Raw genomic sequence first — 20,336 nt, 5'->3', positions numbered from 1 at the left:
TTCTTAAAAAATATGCTATAATAGAGAGTAAAAAACTTTGAAAGAAAGAAAAAGATGAATTTAAAAGATTATATTGCAACAATTGAAAATTATCCTAAGGAAGGCATCACCTTCCGTGATATTAGTCCTTTGATGGCTGATGGAAATGCTTATAGCTACGCTGTTCGTGAAATTGTTCAGTATGCTACTGACAAGAAAATTGATATGATCGTAGGTCCTGAAGCTCGTGGTTTTATCGTGGGCTGTCCAGTTGCCTTTGAGTTGGGAATTGGTTTTGCACCTGTTCGTAAACCAGGTAAATTGCCACGCGAAGTCATTTCTGCTGACTACGAAAAAGAATATGGTGTTGATACCTTGACTATGCACGCGGATGCCATTAAGCCAGGTCAACGTGTTCTTATCGTGGATGACCTCTTGGCAACAGGTGGAACTGTTAAGGCAACAATCGAGATGATTGAAAAACTTGGTGGTGTTGTAGCAGGTTGTGCCTTCCTTGTTGAATTGGATGAATTGAACGGTCGTGAAAAAATCGGTGACTACGATTACAAAGTTCTTATGCATTATTAATGAAAAACAGTCCCTAGGGCTGTTTTCTCTACATTAGGATATAAAAATAGACTATAGCTAGTTAGAGAAAAACTATAATTGAAAACTATATCTTCTTACAGTATAATAAAGGAAACAAGTGTTTACATTTTAACTCTAAACACAAGCAATTATTCCTGAAAGAGTACAGTTAGGAGAGGGTTATGCCGATTCGAATTGATAAAAAATTACCAGCTGTTGAGATTTTACGAACAGAGAACATCTTTGTCATGGATGATCAACGTGCGGCCCACCAAGATATTCGTCCCTTGAAGATTTTAATTTTAAATCTCATGCCACAAAAAATGGTCACAGAGACTCAATTGTTGCGCCACTTGGCTAATACGCCCCTGCAACTGGATATTGATTTTCTCTATATGGAAAGCCACCGTTCTAAGACAACTCGTTCAGAGCACATGGAGACCTTTTATAAAACTTTTCCTGAAGTTAAGGACGAGTATTTTGATGGCATGATTATCACGGGTGCTCCAGTTGAGCATTTACCATTTGAGGAAGTGGACTATTGGGAGGAATTCAGTCAGGTAATCGAGTGGTCCAAGACCCACGTCTATTCGACGCTTCATATCTGCTGGGGTGCTCAGGCTGGTCTTTATCTGCGTTATGGGGTGGAAAAATACCAGATGGACAGTAAATTATCAGGTATCTATCCTCAGGATACTTTAAAAGAAGGACACCTTCTCTTTAGAGGCTTTGACGATAGCTATGTATCCCCTCATTCACGGCACACGGAGATTTCTAAGGAAGAGGTCTTAAACAAGACCAATCTTGAGATTTTATCGGAAGGACCGCAGGTTGGGGTTTCGATTTTAGCTAGTCGTGATTTACGAGAAATTTATAGTTTTGGGCATTTGGAGTATGACCGTGATACCTTGGCAAATGAATATTTCCGAGATCGTGATGCAGGTTTGGATCCTCATATTCCAGAAAATTACTTTAAGGATGATGATGTCAACCAGACACCTTGTCTTTGTTGGTCTTCATCAGCAGCCCTCTTTTTCAGCAACTGGGTGAATTATGCAGTCTATCAGGAAACCCCTTTTGACTGGAGAAAAATAGAAGATGATGCATCTGCATTTGGGTATTTATAAGAGGAATTATGACATATTTAGACGCTTTTAAATCAGGGAACTTGGTTTTACCGAGTGCCCTGCTCTTGCATTTTAAGGAACTCTTTCCTTCTAGCGACGATTTTCTGGTCTGGCAATTTTTCTATTTGCAAAATACGACAGGTTTGGAAGAGATGTCTCCAAGCCAGATTGCTGAAAGGATTGGCAAGGAAATTTCGGATGTCAATCAGGCTATTTCCAATCTGACGGAGAGGGGACTGCTTCAGTATCGAACTATCGAATTGAATGGTGAAATTGAATTGCTTTTTGATGCTAGTTTGGCATTAGAACGTTTGGATGACCTGCTTGGAGCAGTTCATTCAAGTTCAGACCAGCTGACACCTCAAAACCAGCTTAAGGATTTGGTGGAAACTTTCCAGCAGGAGTTAGGGCGCTTATTGACTCCTTTTGAGATTGAGGATTTGACCAAGACGCTAAAGGAAGATGGAACCAGTGCTGACTTGATTAAGGAAGCTCTTCGTGAAGCGGTTTTGAATGGGAAACCAAACTGGAAGTACATTCAGGCGATTTTGAGAAATTGGCGCCATGAAGGTATCAAAAGTGTGGCTCAAATCGAGGCTAAACGGGCAGAGAGAGAAGCAAGCAATCCTCAGTTGACACAGGTATCTGCAGATTTTAGAAATGCTATGGATCTCTGGAAGGATTAATCCTTGTAAGCAGGCTTGAAATCCGAGTAAGATTTGCAAGCTGTGTCTAATTGTGATAAAATAAGTAGAAAATAAATTGAAAAAAGAGGTATGTGAAATGTCACGTAAACCATTTATCGCTGGTAACTGGAAAATGAACAAAAATCCAGAAGAGGCTAAAGCATTCGTTGAAGCAGTTGCATCAAAACTTCCTTCATCAGATCTTGTTGAAGCAGGTATCGCAGCTCCAGCTCTTGATTTGACAACTGTTCTTGCTGCTGCAAAAGGCTCAAACCTTAAAGTTGCTGCTCAAAACTGCTACTTTGAAAATGCAGGTGCTTTCACTGGTGAAACAAGCCCACAAGTTTTGAAAGAAATCGGTACTGACTACGTTGTTATCGGTCACTCAGAACGCCGTGACTACTTCCATGAAACTGACGAAGATATCAACAAAAAAGCAAAAGCAATCTTTGCAAACGGTATGCTTCCAATCATCTGTTGTGGTGAGTCACTTGAAACTTACGAAGCTGGTAAAGCTGCTGAGTTTGTAGGTGCTCAAGTATCTGCTGCATTGGCTGGATTGACTGCTGAACAAGTTGCTGCCTCAGTTATCGCTTATGAGCCAATCTGGGCTATCGGTACTGGTAAATCAGCTTCACAAGACGACGCACAAAAAATGTGTAAAGTTGTTCGTGACGTTGTAGCTGCTGACTTTGGTCAAGAAGTTGCAGACAAAGTTCGTGTTCAATACGGTGGTTCTGTTAAACCTGAAAACGTTGCTTCATACATGGCTTGCCCAGACGTTGACGGTGCCCTTGTTGGTGGTGCGTCACTTGAAGCTGAAAGCTTCTTGGCATTGCTTGACTTTGTAAAATAATCGACTCTTTATCAACATTATTGGGTTGAAGAAAAACTAAAATCGAGAAAGGACATATATCGTCCTTTCTTTTTTGCTACTAAAGCGGCTAATGTAGACTATTTTATACGAACTCTTCCTAGTGGTTATAACATGGAGATGAACCAAGACTCCAGCAATATTTCTCTCGGGCATAAACAACTGTTGACCATCGCGCTTGCTATTCTAGCTAATCCTAAAATTCTCATTTTGGATGAAGCGACTTCCTCTGTTGATACCTGTTTGGAACTCTTGATTCAAAAAGCTATGAAACGGTTGATGAAAGGAAGGACCAGCTTTGTCATCTCCCATTGTCTCTAGACCATTTAAGAAGCAAATAAGATTCTCGTTCTTAGGGATGGACAGATTATTGAGCAGGGAAATTACGAAAGCTTACTCTAAGCAAAAGGCTTTTATTATGAACTTTACCAAAGCCAATTTTCAAGTATATCTGATAAAGTGAGCTAATCTGAACCAACTAAACTTTTCTTAAATTATCAGTCTATTGCAACTTTTCTCATGTGAGTCATTTGGCTTGCTATTGGTTTTACTTAGTAGTATACTAAGAGAGTAAACACTAAGAAGTGGTTACAAATAATAATGAATGAGGTAAAATAAAATGGTAGAATTGAAAAAAGAAGCAGTAAAAGACGTAACATCATTAACAAAAGCAGCGCCAGTAGCATTGGCAAAAACAAAGGAAGTATTGAACCAAGCTGTTGCTGATTTGTACGTAGCCCACGTTGCCTTGCACCAAGTACACTGGTACATGCGTGGCCGTGGTTTCCTTGTATGGCATCCAAAAATGGATGAGTACATGGATGCTCTTGATGGTCAATTAGATGAAATCAGCGAACGCTTGATCACACTTGGTGGTAGCCCATTCTCTACTTTGACAGAATTCCTTCAAAACAGTGAAATCGAGGAAGAAGCTGGTGAATACCGTAATGTTGAAGAAAGCTTGGAACGTGTGCTTGCTATCTACCGTTACTTATCAGAACTCTTCCAAAAAGGTTTGGATGTCACTGATGAAGAGGGTGACGATGTGACAAACGGTATCTTCTCAGATGCTAAAACTGAAACTGATAAAACAATTTGGATGCTTGCCGCAGAACTTGGACAAGCACCTGGTTTGTAAGATAAATGCATCCCTTTCTATCATGAGTTTCTGTATCACTACTCATGATAAACTATCTTTTAAAAATCATGTAGCAGACAAAGTTACATGATTTTTTCTTTGCTCCTCCGGCGACTCATTTGTCAAAATGCTGATTTTAAGGTATAATAGTTGCTGTTCGAGAAATTTTGATTTTCAAAGAATAGTGAATGATGATAAGGAGAAACCATGAACAACTTACCAAATTGCCCAAAATGTAACTCAGAGTATGTCTACGAAGACGGTGCCCTACTGGTTTGCCCAGAGTGTGCTTATGAGTGGAATCCTGCTGAAGTTGCAGATGTAGAAGAGGGCCTTGTTGCTATCGATGCCAACGGAAATAAATTGGCTGACGGTGATACTGTAACCCTCATCAAGGACTTGAAAGTAAAAGGTGCGCCAAAAGATTTGAAACAAGGGACGCGCGTGAAAAATATCCGCATCGTAGAAGGCGACCACAATATCGACTGTAAAATCGATGGCTTCGGTGCCATGAAACTCAAATCAGAGTTTGTGAAGAAAATTTAAGCATGTCAAAACACTATAAACTTGTATTTTATAGCCGTATCTTCTTGTTTCTAGCGGCTTTTACTGGAGTTTATCTTGAAATCGCCAAGCATGGTGGATTTGGGATGCTTCTCTATTATACGGTTCTGTCCAACCTTTTAGTTGCGATTTTTACGCTCTATCTCCTAAAGGTTATGAGCCGTTTAGGTGAAAACTGGCAAAGGCCTAGTCTCTTGCGCTTAAAAGGTGGGGTCACCATGAGTATCATGATTACTTGTGTGATTTACCATTTCCTCTTAGCGCCCATTGCGACTAATTTCTATACTCTAGAAAATTTTCTTTGCCACTATATCGTTCCCCTCTGGTTTTTAGCAGATACCCTCTTTTTTGACAAACAGGGTCAATACAAAATCTGGGATCCAGTTGTGTGGACGATTTTACCCTTGCTGTATATGATTTTTGCTCTTTTTAATGGCTTGGTACTGAAACTTGATGTTCCTAATTCTAAGGTCAGTCCCTTCCCTTACTTCTTTTTGAATGTGAACAAGGGGTGGGATGTCGTGTTCAAGTGGTGTCTGATTATCTTTGTTGCCTATATGGTAGCAGGATTTATCTTCTACTTTATCAAGCAAATCAAGAGAAAGTCATCCTAAGATACAAGGGATTCATTTTCTAGTTTAAGAAGGAGTCTACAATCCAATGAGACTTCTTCTTTTCTTGCTTATTTGATAACTATCAAAAAGACAGAAGATTAAGAGAAATATAGAAAGAGATTTCATGAAACAATTTTTAGAACGAGCCAGTATTTTGGCTCTCTCCCTCGTTTTGATTACATCATTTTCCATCTCGAGTGCACTGCCAGCCATGTTTGACTATTATCAAGGTTATCCTAAGGAACAAATTGAGCTCTTGGCGAGCTTGCCATCCTTTGGAATCATGATTATGTTACTACTAAATGGTTTCTTAGAAAAAATATTTCCTGAGCGATTACAGATTAGTTTGGGATTGCTGATTTTATCACTGAGCGGGACGGCTCCCTTCTGGTATCAAGCCTATCCTTTTGTCTTTGGAACACGGATTCTCTTTGGTTTGGGAGTTGGGATGATCAATGCCAAGGCTATTTCTATTATCAGTGAACGTTATCAAGGAAAAACACGAATTCAGATGTTAGGGCTACGCGGTTCTGCAGAGGTCGTTGGGGCATCTCTCATCACCTTGGCAGTCGGTCAATTGTTGTCCTTTGGTTGGACAGCTACCTTCCTAGCCTATAGTGCTGGATTTTTGGTACTGACCCTTTATCTGCTCTTTGTCCCTTATGGAAAGGAAAAGAAAGAAGTCAAGAAAAAAACGAAGGAAGTAAGTCGTTTAACTCGGGAAATGAAGGGCTTGATTTTTATCTTAGCTATTGAAGCGGCAGTTGTAGTTTGTACCAATACGGCTATTACTATTCGTATTCCAAGCCTGATGGTGGAAAGAGGACTGGGAGATGCCCAGTTATCTAGTTTTGTTCTTAGTGTCATGCAGTTAATCGGGATTGTAGCTGGTGTGAGTTTCTCTTTCTTGATTTCTATCTTTAAAGAGAAACTGCTCCTCTGGTCTGGTATTACCTTCGGCTTAGGGCAAATTGTGATTGCCTTGTCTCCATCCTTGTGGGTGGTAGTGGCAGGAAGCATTCTTGCTGGTTTTGCCTACAGTGTAGCCTTGACGACGGTCTTTCAACTTGTCTCTGAAAGAATTCCAGCTAAACTCCTCAATCAAGCAACTTCATTTGCAGTTTTAGGCTGTAGTTTCGGAGCCTTTACGACTCCATTCGTTCTAGGTGCAATTGGCTTACTAACTCACAATGGGATGTTGGTCTTTGCCATTTTAGGCTCATGGTTGATTGTAACCTCTATCTTTGTCATGTACCTACTTCAAAAGAGAGCTTAGGATTGGTTTCCTAAGTTTTTCTTTTTGTGAATTTTGTACCCAGACAATATTTGTTTTAGAACCTTGTTTACAGATTATTTTCTTGATAAAATAGAAGTTATGACGAGATATAAAGCAACTATTTCCTATGATGGTTATGCCTTTGCTGGTTTTCAGCGCCAGCCTCATGCGCGTAGCGTTCAGGAAGAAATTGAAAAAACCTTGACCAAGTTAAATAAAGGGCAAGCCATTACTGTTCACGGTGCTGGTAGGACAGATAGTGGGGTTCATGCCCTGGGACAGGTGCTTCATTTTGATCTACCTTATCAGATGGATGAGGAGAAGCTCCGTTTTGCTCTAGACACTCAGTCCCCTGAAGATATTGATGTGATCTCGATTGAGCTTGTGGCGGATGATTTTCATTGCCGTTATGCCAAGCATAGCAAGACCTATGAATTTATTGTGGATAGGGGTCGTCCCAAGAATCCGATGCGCCGTCACTATGCCACTCACTTTCCCTATCCACTCGATGTGGAACGGATGCAGGAGGCTGTCAAAAAATTAGAAGGTACTCATGATTTCACCGGCTTTACAGCCTCTGGGACTAGTGTAGAGGATAAGGTTCGCACCATCACAGAAGCTAGTTTAACAGTTGATGAAACAGGTCAGTTTTTGACCTTTACCTTTTCAGGAAATGGTTTCTTGTATAAGCAAATCCGGAATATGGTGGGGACACTGCTCAAAATCGGCAATAATCGCATGCCAGTAGAGCAGATTGACCTCATCTTGGAGAAAAAGGACAGGCAGCTTGCAGGTCCCACTGCAGCACCAAATGGCTTGTATTTAAAGGAGATTCGTTATGAAGAATAATCGTATTTTAGCACTTTCTGGAAATGATATTTTTAGTGGTGGTGGTTTGTCCGCGGATTTGGCTACCTATACCTTGAACGGCTTGCATGGCTTTGTAGCAGTGACTTGTTTGACAGCCTTGACAGAAAAAGGATTTGAAGTCTTTCCAACTGACGATACCATTTTTCAACATGAATTAGATAGCTTGCGTGATGTGGAATTTGCAGGGATTAAGATTGGTCTTCTACCAACTGTCAGTGTGGCTGAAAAGGCATTGGACTTTATCAAGCAACGCCCAGGAGTGCCTGTGGTTCTGGACCCTGTCTTAGTCTGCAAGGAAACGCACGACGTAGCAGTTAGTGAACTCTGCCAAGAGTTGATTCGTTTTTTCCCTTATGTTAGTGTGATTACGCCTAATCTTCCTGAAGCAGAATTATTGGCTGGTCAGGAAATTAAAACCTTGGAAGACATGAGGGCTGCAGCACAGAAATTGCATGACTTAGGAGCACCAGCAGTCATTATCAAGGGAGGCAATCGCCTTAGTCAGGACAAGGCTGTAGATGTCTTTTATGATGGACAAACCTTTACAGTCTTAGAAAATCCTGTCATCCAAGGGCAAAATGCTGGTGCAGGTTGTACCTTTGCTTCTAGCATTGCCAGTCACTTGCTTAAAGGTGATGAACTTTTACTAGCAGTAGAAAGCTCTAAGGCTTTCGTTTACCGTGCCATTGCACAAGCAGATCAGTATGGAGTAAGACAATATGAAGCAAACCAAAACAACTAAAATCGCCCTTGTATCCCTATTAACCGCCCTTTCTGTGGTTCTAGGCTATTTCTTAAAAATTCCAACACCGACAGGCATTCTAACTCTTTTAGATGCTGGTGTCTTCTTTACGGCCTTCTACTTTGGTAGTCGTGAAGGGGCTGTAGTAGGAGGACTAGCAGGTTTCTTGATTGACCTCTTATCAGGCTATCCTCAGTGGATGTTCTTTAGCTTGGTCAACCATGGCTTGCAGGGATTTTTCGCAGGATTTAAAGGAAAAACTCAGTGGTTAGGCCTTATCTTAGCAACGATTTCCATGGTAGGGGGCTACGCCTTGGGTTCTACATTGATGAATGGCTGGGCTGCAGCCCTACCAGAAATTTTACCAAATTTCATGCAAAATATGGTAGGGATGATTGTAGGATTTGTGCTTAGTCAGAGTATTAAGAAAATTAAGTAAAGATTAAAAAACGTAAAGTTAGTAGTAATGATTTTTCTGCTAACTTTACGTTTTTATTATTGGTTTTCTTGTAGATAATAGGAAATCATAACAGAAGAATTACTATCAAAATAGGAATCTTTATCAAAATATTTACAATTTCCTATTGTAATGCTATGTATTTTGTAATTCTTAATAAAATGAGGTAATTTTTCATATCTTTCTTCAAGTAATGTTACATTATGAAATCCAAAATTTTCAAAAATCTCTTTTACGTCTGTAGGTTCTTTTGTAAGTAAAATATCATAATCGTCAGGTGAAAGGATATACTGATTTTTTAAAATGGCATTAAGTCGCTCAGAAATTCGCAAACTAATATTTTTAGGGATACTTGAGTCAGTATTATCTCTTGAAATTCTAACTTTCCCCGTTAAACTTCCATAATCATTATAATCTAAAGTAAAAAACCAAGTTGAAATCCTACTAATTGAATACACCTCAAAATTAATTAAAGCTTGATTAATTTCTATTTTTTTAATTCGAATAATTTGATTAGCTTCTTCATGAATTATTCTATTAAACTCTTCTTGATTTAAGAATTCAGGGAATTGAATGGATAAAGTTTGTCTACGTTCTTCGTCTTGTTTCTTTTCAAGACGCTCTTGATTATTCCATGAGTGTATTTCAAACATTAAATTTACAACTTTACCAGGTACACTTATAAAATTAGAAATTCCTGTCATAGTATTATTGGCAATACAAACAGCTCCATCTACAGTATTGGTCGTTATTTTGGAAGTTTCATCTACAACTATTTTCACGGCTTTTGCAGTCTCGTTTGCAATATCATTTACAACTTTTGAGGATTCATTTGCAATATTATTTACAACCTTTGAAGATTCATTAACGATATCATTTACGACTTTAGAAGTTTCATTAGTAACATTATCTACAAATTTAAAGAGATCATTTAACATAAGATAATACCATTAATCAAAATAAAGCAAGTCTTTGCTGGTGCTTGTAAAGAGGTCGAAGCCATCCTTGGTAACAACACCGCAGTCTTCGATACGGACACCGACTTTACCAGGGATATAGATACCTGGTTCAACAGAGAAGCACATGCCTTCTTCGATGACCATGTCGTTTCCTTCCATGATAGAGGGGAATTCGTGGACATCCATACCGATACCGTGACCAAGACGGTGGTTGAAGTACTCGCCGTAAGCAGCTTTTTCGATGACCTCACGGGCAGCGCGGTCCACTTCATGGGCAGTCACACCTGGTTTGATAAAGTCAAGAGCAGCTTGTTGGGCTTCAAGAGTCAAGTTGTAAATGTCTTTCTTGAATAGGTCAGGTTTACCAACAGCGACTGTACGAGTCATATCTGACGCATAGCCATTGACCAGAACACCGAGGTCAAAGAGGAGAAGAGCATCATTTTCAACCTTATTAGCTGCTGGAATGCCGTGTGGATTTGCAGCATTATCACCGGTCAAGACCATGGTATCAAAACTCATTTCATAGCCTTCACGTTTCATGGCAAAGTCAATTTGGGCGATGATATCTGTTTCAGTCTTATCAAGAGAAATATTGTCAAAACCAACCTTAACAGCTTTGTCCGCATAGAGACCTGCAACCATCATTTTTTGCACTTCGTCAGCTGATTTGACGAGGCGCATGCGTTGGATACGAGGAGTGAGGTTGTCAAACTCAGCAGTTTCAAAAACTGTTTTCAAGCCATGGTATTTGGTCAAGATGAGATTGTCAAACTCAACAGCGACACGTTTGAAATCAAGCTGTGGAAGAGCATGTTTCATTTTTTGCCATGGATTTTCAGAATCCACATAGCCCACAACTGGGAAGGAAACAGTGCTGCTTGCACGCTCAACTTCAAGGGCTGGGACAAAGAGGAGGGGTTCCTGATCCGCTAGGACAAAAAGGAACATTTGGCGTTCATGGGGATCACTGTAAAAGCCAGTGAGGTAATTGATTGTGACGGGGTCAGATACGACAGCGACGTCTAGTTTTTCTGATTCAAGATATGTTACGATTTGTTGTAATTTAGACATATGCTACCTTCTTTCTACCCCTCTATTTTGGCAAAAAATGAGAGAAAATGCAAGGGAGAAGGGTTAAAGAAAAGACAAAAAGAACTCCGACAAGATAACGGAGTTCTTTGATATCATTTTCCTTTGTTTAAGAAAAGTCTGCCTTGCTTTTCACGTCGCTGTATTCCTCAGCGATTTCTTGGCTGAGAATGTCCTCATAGGCAGGGAGTTGGATGTCCTGACCATATTTCTTCTTGAGGGCGGTAGTGACTAGGCGATATGCCAGATTGGCATTACGAGAGAGGATAGGCCCGTGGAAGTAGGAACCAAAGACATTCTTATAATGAACCCCTTCGCCGACTTTTTCCTCGTTATTTCCATTTCCATAGACAACCTGTCCCAGTGGTTTTTGATCATCTGAGAGGAAGGTACGGCCCTGATGATTCTCAAATCCATAGTAGGTTTCATTGAAATCTTCATTATGAATTTTGATATCACCGATAAAACGGTTATTGGTCTGGTTGAGGGTGTAGTGGCCCATGACACCTAGCCCTTCGATGCGTCTCCCTGAAGCTTCAACATAATATTGCCCCAATAGTTGGAAACCACCGCAGATAGCCAGAACCACACCGTCGTTTTGGATGTAGTTGTCAATGCTCTCTTTTTTAGCAGGTAGGTCGTCTGCAATAATACTTTGTTCAAAGTCCTGACCGCCACCGAAAAAGGTAATGTCGTAGTGGTTTTCATCAAAATCATCATGAAGTGAAACGATGTCAACTGTCACATAGGCTCCCAATTTTTCAGCAACATACTTGAGCATGAGGATGTTTCCATTGTCCCCATAGGTATTCATGAGGTTTCCGTAGAGGTGGGCAATGTTGAGCTGATAGGGGTAATTGCCATCTTTTGAGGAAAGTGAAGTATAAACCATTAGTTCATCTCCTTTCTAACAATCTGACGACTAGCCAGCAGTTCGCGGAATTCAAGCATAGCAGTATAAGTTGCCAGAATATAAGCATGCTTGCAGTCTTGGTTTTCAATGGTCTTAAGAACTTGTTCCAGACTACTTATTTCAGTGATTTTCTCAGCTGGATAGCCTGTCACTCGGAGGCGACGTGCGATTTCAGAATGACGAACACCGCCAGCGTTAATTTCTGGAATATCCATCTCAGTGATTTGTTCAAAATCAGCATCCCAGATCCAGCTGGTATCAATTCCATCTGCATAGTTGGCATTTAGGAGAACAGATAGGCTAAATGGATAAGGAGCTAGCTTAATCATTTCAATCGCCTGAGTTGCACCGACAGGATTTTTAATCAAAACAAGGGTGCATTCCTTGTCACCGATATGGAAGGTTTCTTGGCGTCCAAAGACAGCACGGCTCTTATCAAATCCTTGCTTGATGAGTTGTGAATCTGCGCCGAGGAAACGGGCGATGGCAACCGCTGCTAGGGCGTTGTAGATATTGTAGAGTCCACCGATTTGAATACCGTATTCTTGTCCGTCAATGACAAAGCGAGAGCGATTGTTGGTCAACTCAACTAGTTCTGTCAAGCGATAGTCGAGATCAGGACGTTTACATCCACAGCCTTCACAGATATAGGCACCCAAGTTTGCATAGGTATTGTGCTCATATTTGAGGATGCCTTGGCAGTCAGGGCAGAGAATTCCTTCTGTATTGTAGTGAGTTTCTCGAGCGGGTCCTTTTTCTAAGTCAAAACCAAAATACTGTACAGGATTTGGAATAGCTGGCTTGTAGAAAAGTGGACTGTCTCCATTAAGGAGAACAGTAGCCGTAGGCACTTTACGAATAGCATCCAAAATCATCTTGTAAGTTGTGTAAATCTCACCATAGCGGTCCATCTGGTCACGGAAGATATTGGTGATGACAAATAAGCTTGGCTGGATATAGTCACAGATACGAGATAGACTGGCCTCGTCGATTTCTAATACTGCAATGTTTTTTCCAGTTTTAGAAGATTTGGCAGTCAGGAAAGTTGTCGCAATCCCTGTAATCATGTTGGCACCGCTTGGATTGGTCAGAACTTGACCATAAACCTCTTTTAAAATGCCGACAGTGAGGGCAGTTGTCAAGGTTTTTCCGTTGGTTCCAGTGATCACGACAATCTCGTAGTTCTTAGCTAGGTTTTGTAAAATATCTTTATCAAATTGAAGGGCGACTTTTCCTGGAAGCGTACTCCCTCGGCCAAGACGGCTTAAAATGAAGTGGGAAGAACGCCCGGCAAGAAGGCCCAAAGTAGTTTTTAATTTCATGTTTCTATTATATCATAAAAGAAGGAAAAGACAGATTTGAGATTTCGCAGAAATAAAAACAGCCCAAGGAGAGCTGTTCGATATGATTAAATCTCAACTTAAATCGCAAACAAGTCATTCAAGTTCTCAGCCAAGGTTGGGTGAGTGAAAATTTGTTTTGTGAAGTAAGTGTAAGGAATCTTGTTGTCCATAGCAACAGTGATGATGTTGATGATTTCTTGAGATCCTTCTGAGAAGATGCTTGCTCCAAGAATTTCTTTTGTTTCAGTATTAACAACAGCTTTGAAAGCTCCGCGAAGGTCTCCGTTTACGTGACCACGAGGCATTGCTGCAACAGGGATTTCCTTAACGGCGTATGGAAGTTTCAAATCAGCTGCTTGGCTTTCAGTCAAACCAACTTGTGAAAGGGCAGGTGTGATAAACATGGTGTTTGGTACATTGAGACGATCTTCAAGTGTGTAGCTGCCATCTCCAGCAAGGTAGCTGTAAACAACACGGAAGTCATCAAGTGAAATGTAAGTAAATTGAAGTCCACCGTTGACATCTCCAACTGCAAAGACACCAGGAACGTTTGTTTGACAATGTTTGTCCACTTTAATAGCACCACGTTCAGTTAGTTCAATATCTGTATTTTCAAGTTGAAGTGGTTCTACATTTGGTTTGCGTCCGGTTGCGTAGAGAAGGGCATCGAAACGGTAAGTTTCGTTTTCAGTTACGACAAGCACTTGGTCACCGTCGTTTTTAATTTCAGTGGTACGGATGTTTTGAAGCAATTCAATACCGTCTTCTTCCATGTATTGCTTAGCAAGTGCTGCGATTGAAGGTTCTGCACGAGGTAGGAATGTATCCAAGGCATCTAGGACTGTAACCTTGCTTCCTAGTTTATTGTAAAGGCCAGCAAATTCAAGACCGATATTTCCGCCACCAAGGACTCCAAGTTTTTCAGGCAATTTGTCCAAGTTTTGGATACCTGTTGAGTCAAAGACGTTCTTGCTTGTAGCAAGTCCAGGGATTGGCAAGACATTTGAAACAGCACCAGTGTTGATGACGATTGTTTCAGCGGTCAGTTCTTTCTTTTCATCACCAGCTTGGATTTCGATGACTTTATTTGAAAGGAAGTGAGCTTCCGCATCAAAGATATCCACACCTGTACCAGCAACAGTCGCATAGTTTTTACCGTTAAGGCGACCAGTGATAGTGTTTTTGGTAGCAATCACTTCTTCAAAAGACAAGTCTTTCTCAGCAGCAACTAGCAAAGTTTTAGTTGGGATACATCCGATGTTGATACAAGTTCCACCGTACATAGCTTTGCTACGTTCAACGAGGGCAACTTTTTTGCCAGCTGAAGCCAATTTACCAGCTAGTGTTTTACCAGCTTTACCAAATCCGATAACGATTAAATCATAAGTTAACATTTAGAGTTCCTCCTATTCGATTTTCATTCTAGCACAAGAAAAAAACTTTTGCACAATTCTGCTACGCTTTAAAAAAGTTTATGAAATAGTGGAAATTATAGCCTCATTTTCTCAGAAAAATCGTTTACATAACATTATCGAAGGATTAGGCTATCTTTTGCTTCTCTCTTGTGTTATACTAGATAGGTTGCAAAGAAAACAGTACTTTTCTTTTGTGGAAAAGAAGCAACACGATTTTATATCCAGTATATGAAAATACGTCATAAAAAGAAAAGTATAAACTAAGCCCTATAGGGTGGCTTCGCACCACCTTTAGAAAGAAGAATAACGTGAAATTTAATGAATTAAACTTGTCTGCTGATTTGCTAGCAGAGATTGAAAAAGCTGGTTTTGTAGAAGCTAGTCCTATCCAAGAACAAACTATTCCCTTGGCTCTTGAAGGCAAGGACGTTATCGGTCAAGCTCAGACTGGTACAGGAAAAACTGCAGCCTTTGGCTTGCCTACCCTTGAAAAAATCCGTACAGAAGAAGCGACTATCCAAGCCTTGGTCATCGCTCCAACTCGTGAACTAGCTGTCCAAAGTCAAGAAGAACTCTTCCGCTTTGGTCGTAGTAAAGGAGTCAAAGTCCGCTCAGTATATGGCGGATCAAGCATTGAAAAACAAATTAAGGCTCTTAAATCTGGTGCCCATATCGTGGTGGGAACTCCAGGTCGCCTTTTGGACTTGATTAAACGCAAGGCCTTGAAATTACAAGATATTGAAACTCTTATCCTTGACGAAGCGGATGAAATGCTCAACATGGGCTTCCTTGAAGACATTGAAGCTATCATCTCCCGTGTCCCTGAAAGCCGTCAAACCTTACTTTTCTCAGCAACTATGCCAGATGCCATAAAACGTATCGGTGTTCAGTTTATGAAAGAACCTGAGCATGTCAAGATTGCGGCTAAGGAATTGACAACAGAATTGGTTGATCAATACTATATCCGTGTTAAAGAACAAGAAAAATTTGATACCATGACTCGTCTCATGGATGTGGAACAGCCAGAACTTGCTATCGTATTTGGTCGTACAAAACGCCGTGTAGATGAATTGACTCGTGGTTTGAAAATCCGTGGCTTCCGTGCAGAAGGAATTCATGGAGACCTAGACCAAAACAAACGTCTTCGTGTCCTTCGTGACTTTAAAAATGGCAATCTTGATGTTTTGGTTGCGACAGACGTTGCAGCGCGTGGGTTGGATATTTCAGGTGTGACCCATGTCTATAACTACGATATTCCACAAGATCCTGAAAGTTATGTTCACCGTATCGGTCGTACAGGTCGTGCTGGTAAGTCAGGTCAGTCTATTACTTTCGTTTCACCAAATGAAATGGGCTACCTTCAAATCATTGAAAACTTGACTAAGAAACGTATGAAAGGTCTCAAACCTGCAAGTGCAGAAGAAGCCTTCCAAGCTAAAAAACACGTAGCTCTCAAGAAAATTGAACGTGATTTTGCAGATGAGACTATCCGTGCCAACTTTGAGAAATTTGGTAAAGATGCTCGTAAGCTAGTTGCCGAATTTACTCCAGAAGAATTGGCAATGTATATCTTGAGTCTGACTGTTCAAGACCCAGATAGTCTTCCTGAAGTGGAGATTGCACGTGAAAAACCACTGCCATTTAAACCATCAGGTAATGGCTTCGGTGGTAAAGCTAAGGGAGGTCGTGGAGGCCGTCGTGGGGACGACCGTCGAGACCGTGATCGCCGTGGCAATGGTCCTCGTGATGATTTCAAAAAAGGAAGTCGTGGCAATGATCGTTTTGATAAGGAAAAACGTTACCGTAAGGATAATAAAAAACCACGCAATACTTCAAGCGAAAAGCAAACAGGCTTTGTTATTCGTAACAAGGGCGATAAATAAGAAAAAGCGGTTCAAAATGAATCGCTTTTTTATATAAGGAGACCGAATGGAAAAGAAAGATAAATAAAATAGATATATTATCTTCTTATAATATTATAATACACAAAAATAGGGGGCTTGTCAATAGAAAAGAAGCAATTTAATTAAAAATATTCTTGTTTTTTTAAATTGCAATTAAATAAGCAATTTTCAGATAATAATTGAAAATTCAAGCTGTTTATGTTATAATGATAGCGATTAAATTCGAGGTGAAAAATGGCACATTTATTAGAAAAAACTAGAAAAATTACTTCTATCCTGAAGCGCTCAGACGAGCAGTTGCAGGAAGAACTTCCCTACAATGCGATTACCCGTCAATTGGCAGATATTATTGACTGTAACGCCTGTATCGTCAATAGCAAGGGACGTCTCCTTGGCTATTTTATGCGTTACAAAACCAATACAGATCGTGTAGAGCAATTCTTCCAAACTAAGATTTTCCCAGATGACTACATTCAAGGTGCGAACATGATTTACGATACAGAAGCCAATCTGACAGTTGATCATGATTTGAGTATTTTCCCTGTGGAAAGTCGTGCCGACTTTCCAGATGGTTTGACGACCATTGCACCGATTCATGTATCAGGGATTCGCCTTGGTTCTTTGATTATTTGGCGAAATGATAAAAAATTCGAAGATGAGGACTTGATCCTTGTTGAGATTGCGAGTACCGTTGTTGGGATTCAACTCCTTAATTTCCAACGTGAAGAAGATGAGAAAAATATTCGTCGCCGTACTGCTGTTACCATGGCGGTTAATACCCTTTCTTACTCCGAACTCCGTGCTGTTTCAGCAATTTTAGGGGAATTAAATGGAAATGAAGGGCAGTTGACTGCGTCAGTGATTGCAGATCGTATCGGAATCACTCGCTCTGTGATTGTCAATGCCCTTCGTAAACTTGAGTCGGCAGGGATTATTGAAAGTCGCTCACTTGGAATGAAGGGAACCTATCTTAAGGTCTTGATTTCAGATATTTTTGAAGAAGTGAAGAAAAGAGATTACTAATGACTAAGGCTTTGATTTCGATTGATTATACAGAAGATTTTGTTGCTGATAGTGGAAAATTGACAGCAGGAGCTCCAGCTCAGGCAATTTCGGATGCCATCAGCAAGGTAACTCGATTAGCTTTTGAAAGAGGAGATTACATCTTCTTTACCATTGATGCTCATGAAGAAAACGATTGTTTCCATCCAGAAAGCAAATTATTTCCTCCTCACAATTTGATTGGGACTAGTGGGCGTAATTTATACGGAGATTTGGGAACCTTTTATCAGGAGCATGGTTCAGACAGTCGTGTCTTTTGGATGGATAAACGCCATTATTCAGCATTTTCAGGGACTGACCTGGATATCCGCTTGAGAGAGCGTAGAATTTCAACAGTTATCTTAACAGGAGTCTTGACGGATATCTGTGTCCTGCATACAGCTATAGATGCCTATAATCTAGGATATGATATCGAGATTGTTAAACCAGCCGTTGCTTCCATCTGGCCTGAAAATCATCAATTTGCCCTAGGTCATTTCAAAAACACACTTGGAGCTAAGTTAGTAGATGAAAATCTAAATGAAATTTCTGAGTAATTTGGTTGATGAAATGAAAAAAATTGAAAAAAAGTGTTGACAAGAATCCCAAAAGTTGATATACTAGTAAAGTAATCGACGCGGGGATGGCGGAATTGGCAGACGCGCAGGACTAAGGATCCTGTGACCGCTTTAGGTCGTGAGGGTTCAAGTCCCTCTCTCCGCATAGGATAAGAGTTAGCTTAGGCTAGCTCTTTTTTTATTTCAAAAGTTAACAATTAATCACTCTTTTCTATCTTCAATGTCTATGAAATCCAAGAGTTATAATGGCAATAACGGAGCATTTGATATTGATTATTTGGTTCGGAATCAAACTATCAATCAGTATTTTAAAAAAGATGAAAATGAACAAGCAACATTAGGTTTTGGAAGCTCATACCGAAACGACGATTATTACTATTATTCAATAACTGTTCACTATGATAATGTTTATACATTTATAGAAACGGTATCGAATTAAGGGGAACATAAATGGTAGATAAAAAAATTGTGAGTAGTGGGATCGCTACTTTATATGCGTCTAATCTGACTTACGAATTTGAACAAGATGAAAGGAATTGTTGCTTTTATGGTATACTATAAGGGAATGACGGTTAGCTATTTTATTGAATATTATAAATAAGGAGAAGGTTATGAAAAAACGCGTATTTCTCACAATGGCACTTTTAGGAGGATTGATCATGATAGGATTAACAGGATGTGGAGAAAATAAGAACAGCCGAGAATGGATTGAGAATAAAGTCTCTGAAGTCAGTCGAGTCTATCCAACCGAGGATCTGTTTGACTTGTTTAAGCAATTTCCGGAGGGGTTTAAAGTAAATCAAGTGTATATAAAACGTGGAACCTATCTTATTGAAATCACTTTACAAGGGGATAGTAGCAATCAAACGATTTCTGGAGTTCTAACTAAGACACGTGCTTCTGAAGATATTACTGAAAAGCCAGAAGAAACTATAAAAGTAGATTATGTTGATGGGAAGTTTATCTTTTCTGATGAGAAGAAGGCGAAAGAACTATGGCCTTTTGATGGATTTTTATTTCAAAAGTTAACAATTGATTACTCATTTCTATCTTCAATGTCTATGAAATCCAAGAGTTATAATGGCAATAATGGAGCATTTGATATTGATTATTTAGTTCGGAATCAAACTATCAATCAGTATTTTAAAAAAGATGAAAATGAACAAGCAACATTAGGTTTTGGAAGTTCATACCGAAACGATGATTATTTCTATTATTCAATAACTATCAACTACGATAATGTTTATACATTCATAGAAACGGTATCGAATTAAGGGGAAATTAAATGGTAGATAAAAAATATGTGAATAGTGGAATTCCAACTTTAGATGCGTCTAATCTGACTTACGAATTTGAGTAAGATACAAGGAAATGTTTCTTTTATGGTATACTATAAGGGAATTATGGTTAGCTATTTTGTTGAATATCATAAATAAGGAGAAGGTTATGAAAAAACGCGTATTTCTCACAATGGTACTTTTAGGAGGATTGATCATGATAGGATTAACAGGATGTGGAGAAAATAAAAACAGTCGAGAATGGATTGAAAACAAAGTATCTGAGGTTAGTCGCGTCTATCCAACCGAGAATCTCTTTGACTTGTTTAAGCAATTTCCGGAAGGTTTTGAGATTGAGCAGGTCTATTTTAAAAAGAAAAGTGATGGAATTGACGATTTCATCACGGAAATTAAGCTGACAGGTGATGCAACATCGCATACAATAACAGGTACTCTTGTTAAAATTCCAGCGAAGGATGATGCACCAAAGAGCGATGAAGTGGTAGTAAGTGTTCAATATGTAGCCAATAAATTTATTTTTTCTGATGAAGAAACCGCTAAAAAAATATGGAAGTTTGATGGTTTCTTGTTTCAAAAACTTGGTATAGATAAAGGATTTTTAAGCAAATTATCATTAAAAAACAAACATTTTAATGGAAACAATGGTTCTTTTGATATAGATTATATTATTAAAAACACAACGATTAACCAATATTTTAATAAACAGCAACAAGATGAAACAGTGCTAGGATTTGGTAGTTCTTTGAGGTTAGATGACTTTTATTACTATTCTGTTACTGTTGATTTTAATGATGGCTATTATTTTGAGGAGAGAGTATCGAATTAGGAGAGAAGTATGAGTAAAAAGGATACAGCGAATAGTGGTATTGCCACCCTAG

Annotated in this window: 21 protein-coding genes, 1 tRNA gene and 2 pseudogenes; 19 read left to right on the top strand and 5 right to left on the bottom strand. The window is 39.6% G+C overall.

Annotated elements, in window-relative coordinates:
• Positions 1 to 54: 54 nt before the first annotated feature.
• The 12 genes and pseudogenes from SK578_RS02975 (at position 55) to SK578_RS02920 (ending at position 8,897) form a co-directional block, all read left to right on the top strand.
• On the top strand, positions 55 to 567 hold the full coding sequence (locus tag SK578_RS02975; protein WP_001049318.1) for an adenine phosphoribosyltransferase: 513 nt from the start codon (positions 55 to 57) through the stop codon (positions 565 to 567).
• Between the two features lie 182 nt (positions 568 to 749).
• Positions 750 to 1,694 carry a homoserine O-acetyltransferase MetA gene (gene metA, locus SK578_RS02970; protein WP_042750438.1) on the top strand — a complete coding sequence of 315 codons (945 nt, stop codon included), beginning with the start codon at positions 750 to 752 and terminating at the stop codon, positions 1,692 to 1,694.
• Positions 1,695 to 1,702: 8 nt separating this feature from the next.
• Entirely contained in the window at positions 1,703 to 2,380 is a 678-nt protein-coding gene (locus SK578_RS02965) for a DnaD domain-containing protein (protein ID WP_042750436.1), read from the top strand.
• A gap of 97 nt (positions 2,381 to 2,477) precedes the next feature.
• A complete protein-coding gene (tpiA, locus tag SK578_RS02960; RefSeq protein ID WP_000087893.1) occupies positions 2,478 to 3,236 on the top strand; it encodes a triose-phosphate isomerase in 759 nt (252 codons plus the stop codon).
• Between the two features lie 39 nt (positions 3,237 to 3,275).
• Positions 3,276 to 3,656, top strand: a pseudogene (locus SK578_RS10455) (ATP-binding cassette domain-containing protein); the annotation flags it as partial.
• 217 nt (positions 3,657 to 3,873) lie between these two features.
• Complete coding sequence (locus tag SK578_RS02950; RefSeq protein WP_042750433.1) at positions 3,874 to 4,392, top strand: Dps family protein; 519 nt, start codon at positions 3,874 to 3,876, stop codon at positions 4,390 to 4,392.
• 207 nt (positions 4,393 to 4,599) lie between these two features.
• Positions 4,600 to 4,938, top strand: coding sequence for a zinc ribbon domain-containing protein YjdM (locus SK578_RS02945; protein WP_001061596.1), 339 nt, complete (start codon positions 4,600 to 4,602; stop codon positions 4,936 to 4,938).
• A gap of 2 nt (positions 4,939 to 4,940) precedes the next feature.
• Complete coding sequence (locus SK578_RS02940) at positions 4,941 to 5,570, top strand: Pr6Pr family membrane protein (protein WP_000033944.1); 630 nt, start codon at positions 4,941 to 4,943, stop codon at positions 5,568 to 5,570.
• A gap of 124 nt (positions 5,571 to 5,694) precedes the next feature.
• The gene (locus SK578_RS02935) at positions 5,695 to 6,846 is read left to right on the top strand and encodes an MFS transporter (RefSeq protein ID WP_042750431.1); all 1,152 of its coding nucleotides are present in this window, start codon (positions 5,695 to 5,697) and stop codon (positions 6,844 to 6,846) included.
• Between the two features lie 99 nt (positions 6,847 to 6,945).
• A complete protein-coding gene (truA, locus tag SK578_RS02930) occupies positions 6,946 to 7,695 on the top strand; it encodes a tRNA pseudouridine(38-40) synthase TruA (RefSeq protein WP_042750429.1) in 750 nt (249 codons plus the stop codon).
• Positions 7,685 to 8,458: a bifunctional hydroxymethylpyrimidine kinase/phosphomethylpyrimidine kinase gene (locus SK578_RS02925; RefSeq protein ID WP_042750427.1), complete on the top strand. Its 774-nt coding sequence runs from the start codon at positions 7,685 to 7,687 to the stop codon at positions 8,456 to 8,458. The genes truA and SK578_RS02925 overlap by 11 nt, the downstream gene beginning before the upstream one ends.
• Positions 8,436 to 8,897: an ECF transporter S component gene (locus SK578_RS02920; protein WP_042750426.1), complete on the top strand. Its 462-nt coding sequence runs from the start codon at positions 8,436 to 8,438 to the stop codon at positions 8,895 to 8,897. Before SK578_RS02925 ends, SK578_RS02920 begins: the two co-directional genes overlap by 23 nt.
• A gap of 56 nt (positions 8,898 to 8,953) precedes the next feature.
• Here SK578_RS02920 and SK578_RS02915 read toward each other — a convergent pair whose 3' ends face one another.
• From SK578_RS02915 to SK578_RS02895, 5 genes are all read right to left on the bottom strand, one after another.
• A complete protein-coding gene (locus tag SK578_RS02915) occupies positions 8,954 to 9,853 on the bottom strand; it encodes a hypothetical protein (RefSeq protein WP_042750425.1) in 900 nt (299 codons plus the stop codon).
• 12 nt (positions 9,854 to 9,865) lie between these two features.
• On the bottom strand, positions 9,866 to 10,948 hold the full coding sequence (locus tag SK578_RS02910) for a M24 family metallopeptidase (RefSeq protein WP_042750423.1): 1,083 nt from the start codon (positions 10,946 to 10,948) through the stop codon (positions 9,866 to 9,868).
• Between the two features lie 127 nt (positions 10,949 to 11,075).
• Complete coding sequence (gene gatD, locus SK578_RS02905) at positions 11,076 to 11,858, bottom strand: lipid II isoglutaminyl synthase subunit GatD (protein ID WP_042750421.1); 783 nt, start codon at positions 11,856 to 11,858, stop codon at positions 11,076 to 11,078.
• Complete coding sequence (gene murT / locus SK578_RS02900) at positions 11,858 to 13,201, bottom strand: lipid II isoglutaminyl synthase subunit MurT (protein WP_042750419.1); 1,344 nt, start codon at positions 13,199 to 13,201, stop codon at positions 11,858 to 11,860. Before murT ends, gatD begins: the two co-directional genes overlap by 1 nt.
• A gap of 98 nt (positions 13,202 to 13,299) precedes the next feature.
• Positions 13,300 to 14,616 (bottom strand): FAD-containing oxidoreductase, encoded by a 1,317-nt coding sequence (locus SK578_RS02895; protein ID WP_033682109.1) that lies wholly within the window; start codon positions 14,614 to 14,616, stop codon positions 13,300 to 13,302.
• Between the two features lie 329 nt (positions 14,617 to 14,945).
• Between SK578_RS02895 and cshA the strand changes: the two genes are divergently transcribed.
• From cshA to SK578_RS02865, 7 genes and pseudogenes are all read left to right on the top strand, one after another.
• Positions 14,946 to 16,520, top strand: coding sequence for a degradosome RNA helicase CshA (gene cshA, locus SK578_RS02890; RefSeq protein WP_042750416.1), 1,575 nt, complete (start codon positions 14,946 to 14,948; stop codon positions 16,518 to 16,520).
• Positions 16,521 to 16,775: 255 nt separating this feature from the next.
• A complete protein-coding gene (gene codY / locus SK578_RS02885) occupies positions 16,776 to 17,564 on the top strand; it encodes a GTP-sensing pleiotropic transcriptional regulator CodY (RefSeq protein ID WP_000940721.1) in 789 nt (262 codons plus the stop codon).
• Positions 17,564 to 18,139, top strand: coding sequence for a cysteine hydrolase family protein (locus SK578_RS02880; protein WP_042750413.1), 576 nt, complete (start codon positions 17,564 to 17,566; stop codon positions 18,137 to 18,139). The genes codY and SK578_RS02880 overlap by 1 nt, the downstream gene beginning before the upstream one ends.
• An 80-nt stretch (positions 18,140 to 18,219) precedes the next feature.
• A tRNA-Leu gene (locus SK578_RS02875) sits at positions 18,220 to 18,305 on the top strand.
• Positions 18,306 to 18,335: 30 nt separating this feature from the next.
• A pseudogene (locus SK578_RS11410) lies at positions 18,336 to 18,599 on the top strand (hypothetical protein); the annotation flags it as partial.
• 172 nt (positions 18,600 to 18,771) lie between these two features.
• A complete protein-coding gene (locus SK578_RS02870; protein ID WP_042750411.1) occupies positions 18,772 to 19,434 on the top strand; it encodes a hypothetical protein in 663 nt (220 codons plus the stop codon).
• 172 nt (positions 19,435 to 19,606) lie between these two features.
• Positions 19,607 to 20,284, top strand: coding sequence for a hypothetical protein (locus SK578_RS02865; protein ID WP_042750409.1), 678 nt, complete (start codon positions 19,607 to 19,609; stop codon positions 20,282 to 20,284).
• Positions 20,285 to 20,336: the final 52 nt, after the last annotated feature.

It is taken from the genome of Streptococcus mitis (assembly GCF_000722755.1).
GTDB lineage: Bacteria > Bacillota > Bacilli > Lactobacillales > Streptococcaceae > Streptococcus > Streptococcus mitis_CM.
This window is presented reverse-complemented; position numbering and strand designations above follow the sequence as displayed.

Excerpts from the sequence above, each read along its gene's own strand:
- SK578_RS02975 (WP_001049318.1), top strand. The coding sequence starts at position 55 with ATGAATTTAAAAGATTATATTGCAACAATTGAAAATTATCCTAAGGAA.
- metA (WP_042750438.1), top strand. The coding sequence starts at position 750 with ATGCCGATTCGAATTGATAAAAAATTACCAGCTGTTGAGATTTTACGA.
- SK578_RS02965 (WP_042750436.1), top strand. The coding sequence starts at position 1,703 with ATGACATATTTAGACGCTTTTAAATCAGGGAACTTGGTTTTACCGAGT.
- tpiA (WP_000087893.1), top strand. The coding sequence starts at position 2,478 with ATGTCACGTAAACCATTTATCGCTGGTAACTGGAAAATGAACAAAAAT.
- SK578_RS02950 (WP_042750433.1), top strand. The coding sequence starts at position 3,874 with ATGGTAGAATTGAAAAAAGAAGCAGTAAAAGACGTAACATCATTAACA.
- SK578_RS02945 (WP_001061596.1), top strand. The coding sequence starts at position 4,600 with ATGAACAACTTACCAAATTGCCCAAAATGTAACTCAGAGTATGTCTAC.
- SK578_RS02940 (WP_000033944.1), top strand. The coding sequence starts at position 4,941 with ATGTCAAAACACTATAAACTTGTATTTTATAGCCGTATCTTCTTGTTT.
- SK578_RS02935 (WP_042750431.1), top strand. The coding sequence starts at position 5,695 with ATGAAACAATTTTTAGAACGAGCCAGTATTTTGGCTCTCTCCCTCGTT.
- truA (WP_042750429.1), top strand. The coding sequence starts at position 6,946 with ATGACGAGATATAAAGCAACTATTTCCTATGATGGTTATGCCTTTGCT.
- SK578_RS02925 (WP_042750427.1), top strand. The coding sequence starts at position 7,685 with ATGAAGAATAATCGTATTTTAGCACTTTCTGGAAATGATATTTTTAGT.
- SK578_RS02920 (WP_042750426.1), top strand. The coding sequence starts at position 8,436 with ATGAAGCAAACCAAAACAACTAAAATCGCCCTTGTATCCCTATTAACC.
- SK578_RS02915 (WP_042750425.1), bottom strand. The coding sequence starts at position 9,853 with ATGTTAAATGATCTCTTTAAATTTGTAGATAATGTTACTAATGAAACT.
- SK578_RS02910 (WP_042750423.1), bottom strand. The coding sequence starts at position 10,948 with ATGTCTAAATTACAACAAATCGTAACATATCTTGAATCAGAAAAACTA.
- gatD (WP_042750421.1), bottom strand. The coding sequence starts at position 11,858 with ATGGTTTATACTTCACTTTCCTCAAAAGATGGCAATTACCCCTATCAG.
- murT (WP_042750419.1), bottom strand. The coding sequence starts at position 13,201 with ATGAAATTAAAAACTACTTTGGGCCTTCTTGCCGGGCGTTCTTCCCAC.
- SK578_RS02895 (WP_033682109.1), bottom strand. The coding sequence starts at position 14,616 with ATGTTAACTTATGATTTAATCGTTATCGGATTTGGTAAAGCTGGTAAA.
- codY (WP_000940721.1), top strand. The coding sequence starts at position 16,776 with ATGGCACATTTATTAGAAAAAACTAGAAAAATTACTTCTATCCTGAAG.
- SK578_RS02880 (WP_042750413.1), top strand. The coding sequence starts at position 17,564 with ATGACTAAGGCTTTGATTTCGATTGATTATACAGAAGATTTTGTTGCT.
- SK578_RS02870 (WP_042750411.1), top strand. The coding sequence starts at position 18,772 with ATGAAAAAACGCGTATTTCTCACAATGGCACTTTTAGGAGGATTGATC.
- SK578_RS02865 (WP_042750409.1), top strand. The coding sequence starts at position 19,607 with ATGAAAAAACGCGTATTTCTCACAATGGTACTTTTAGGAGGATTGATC.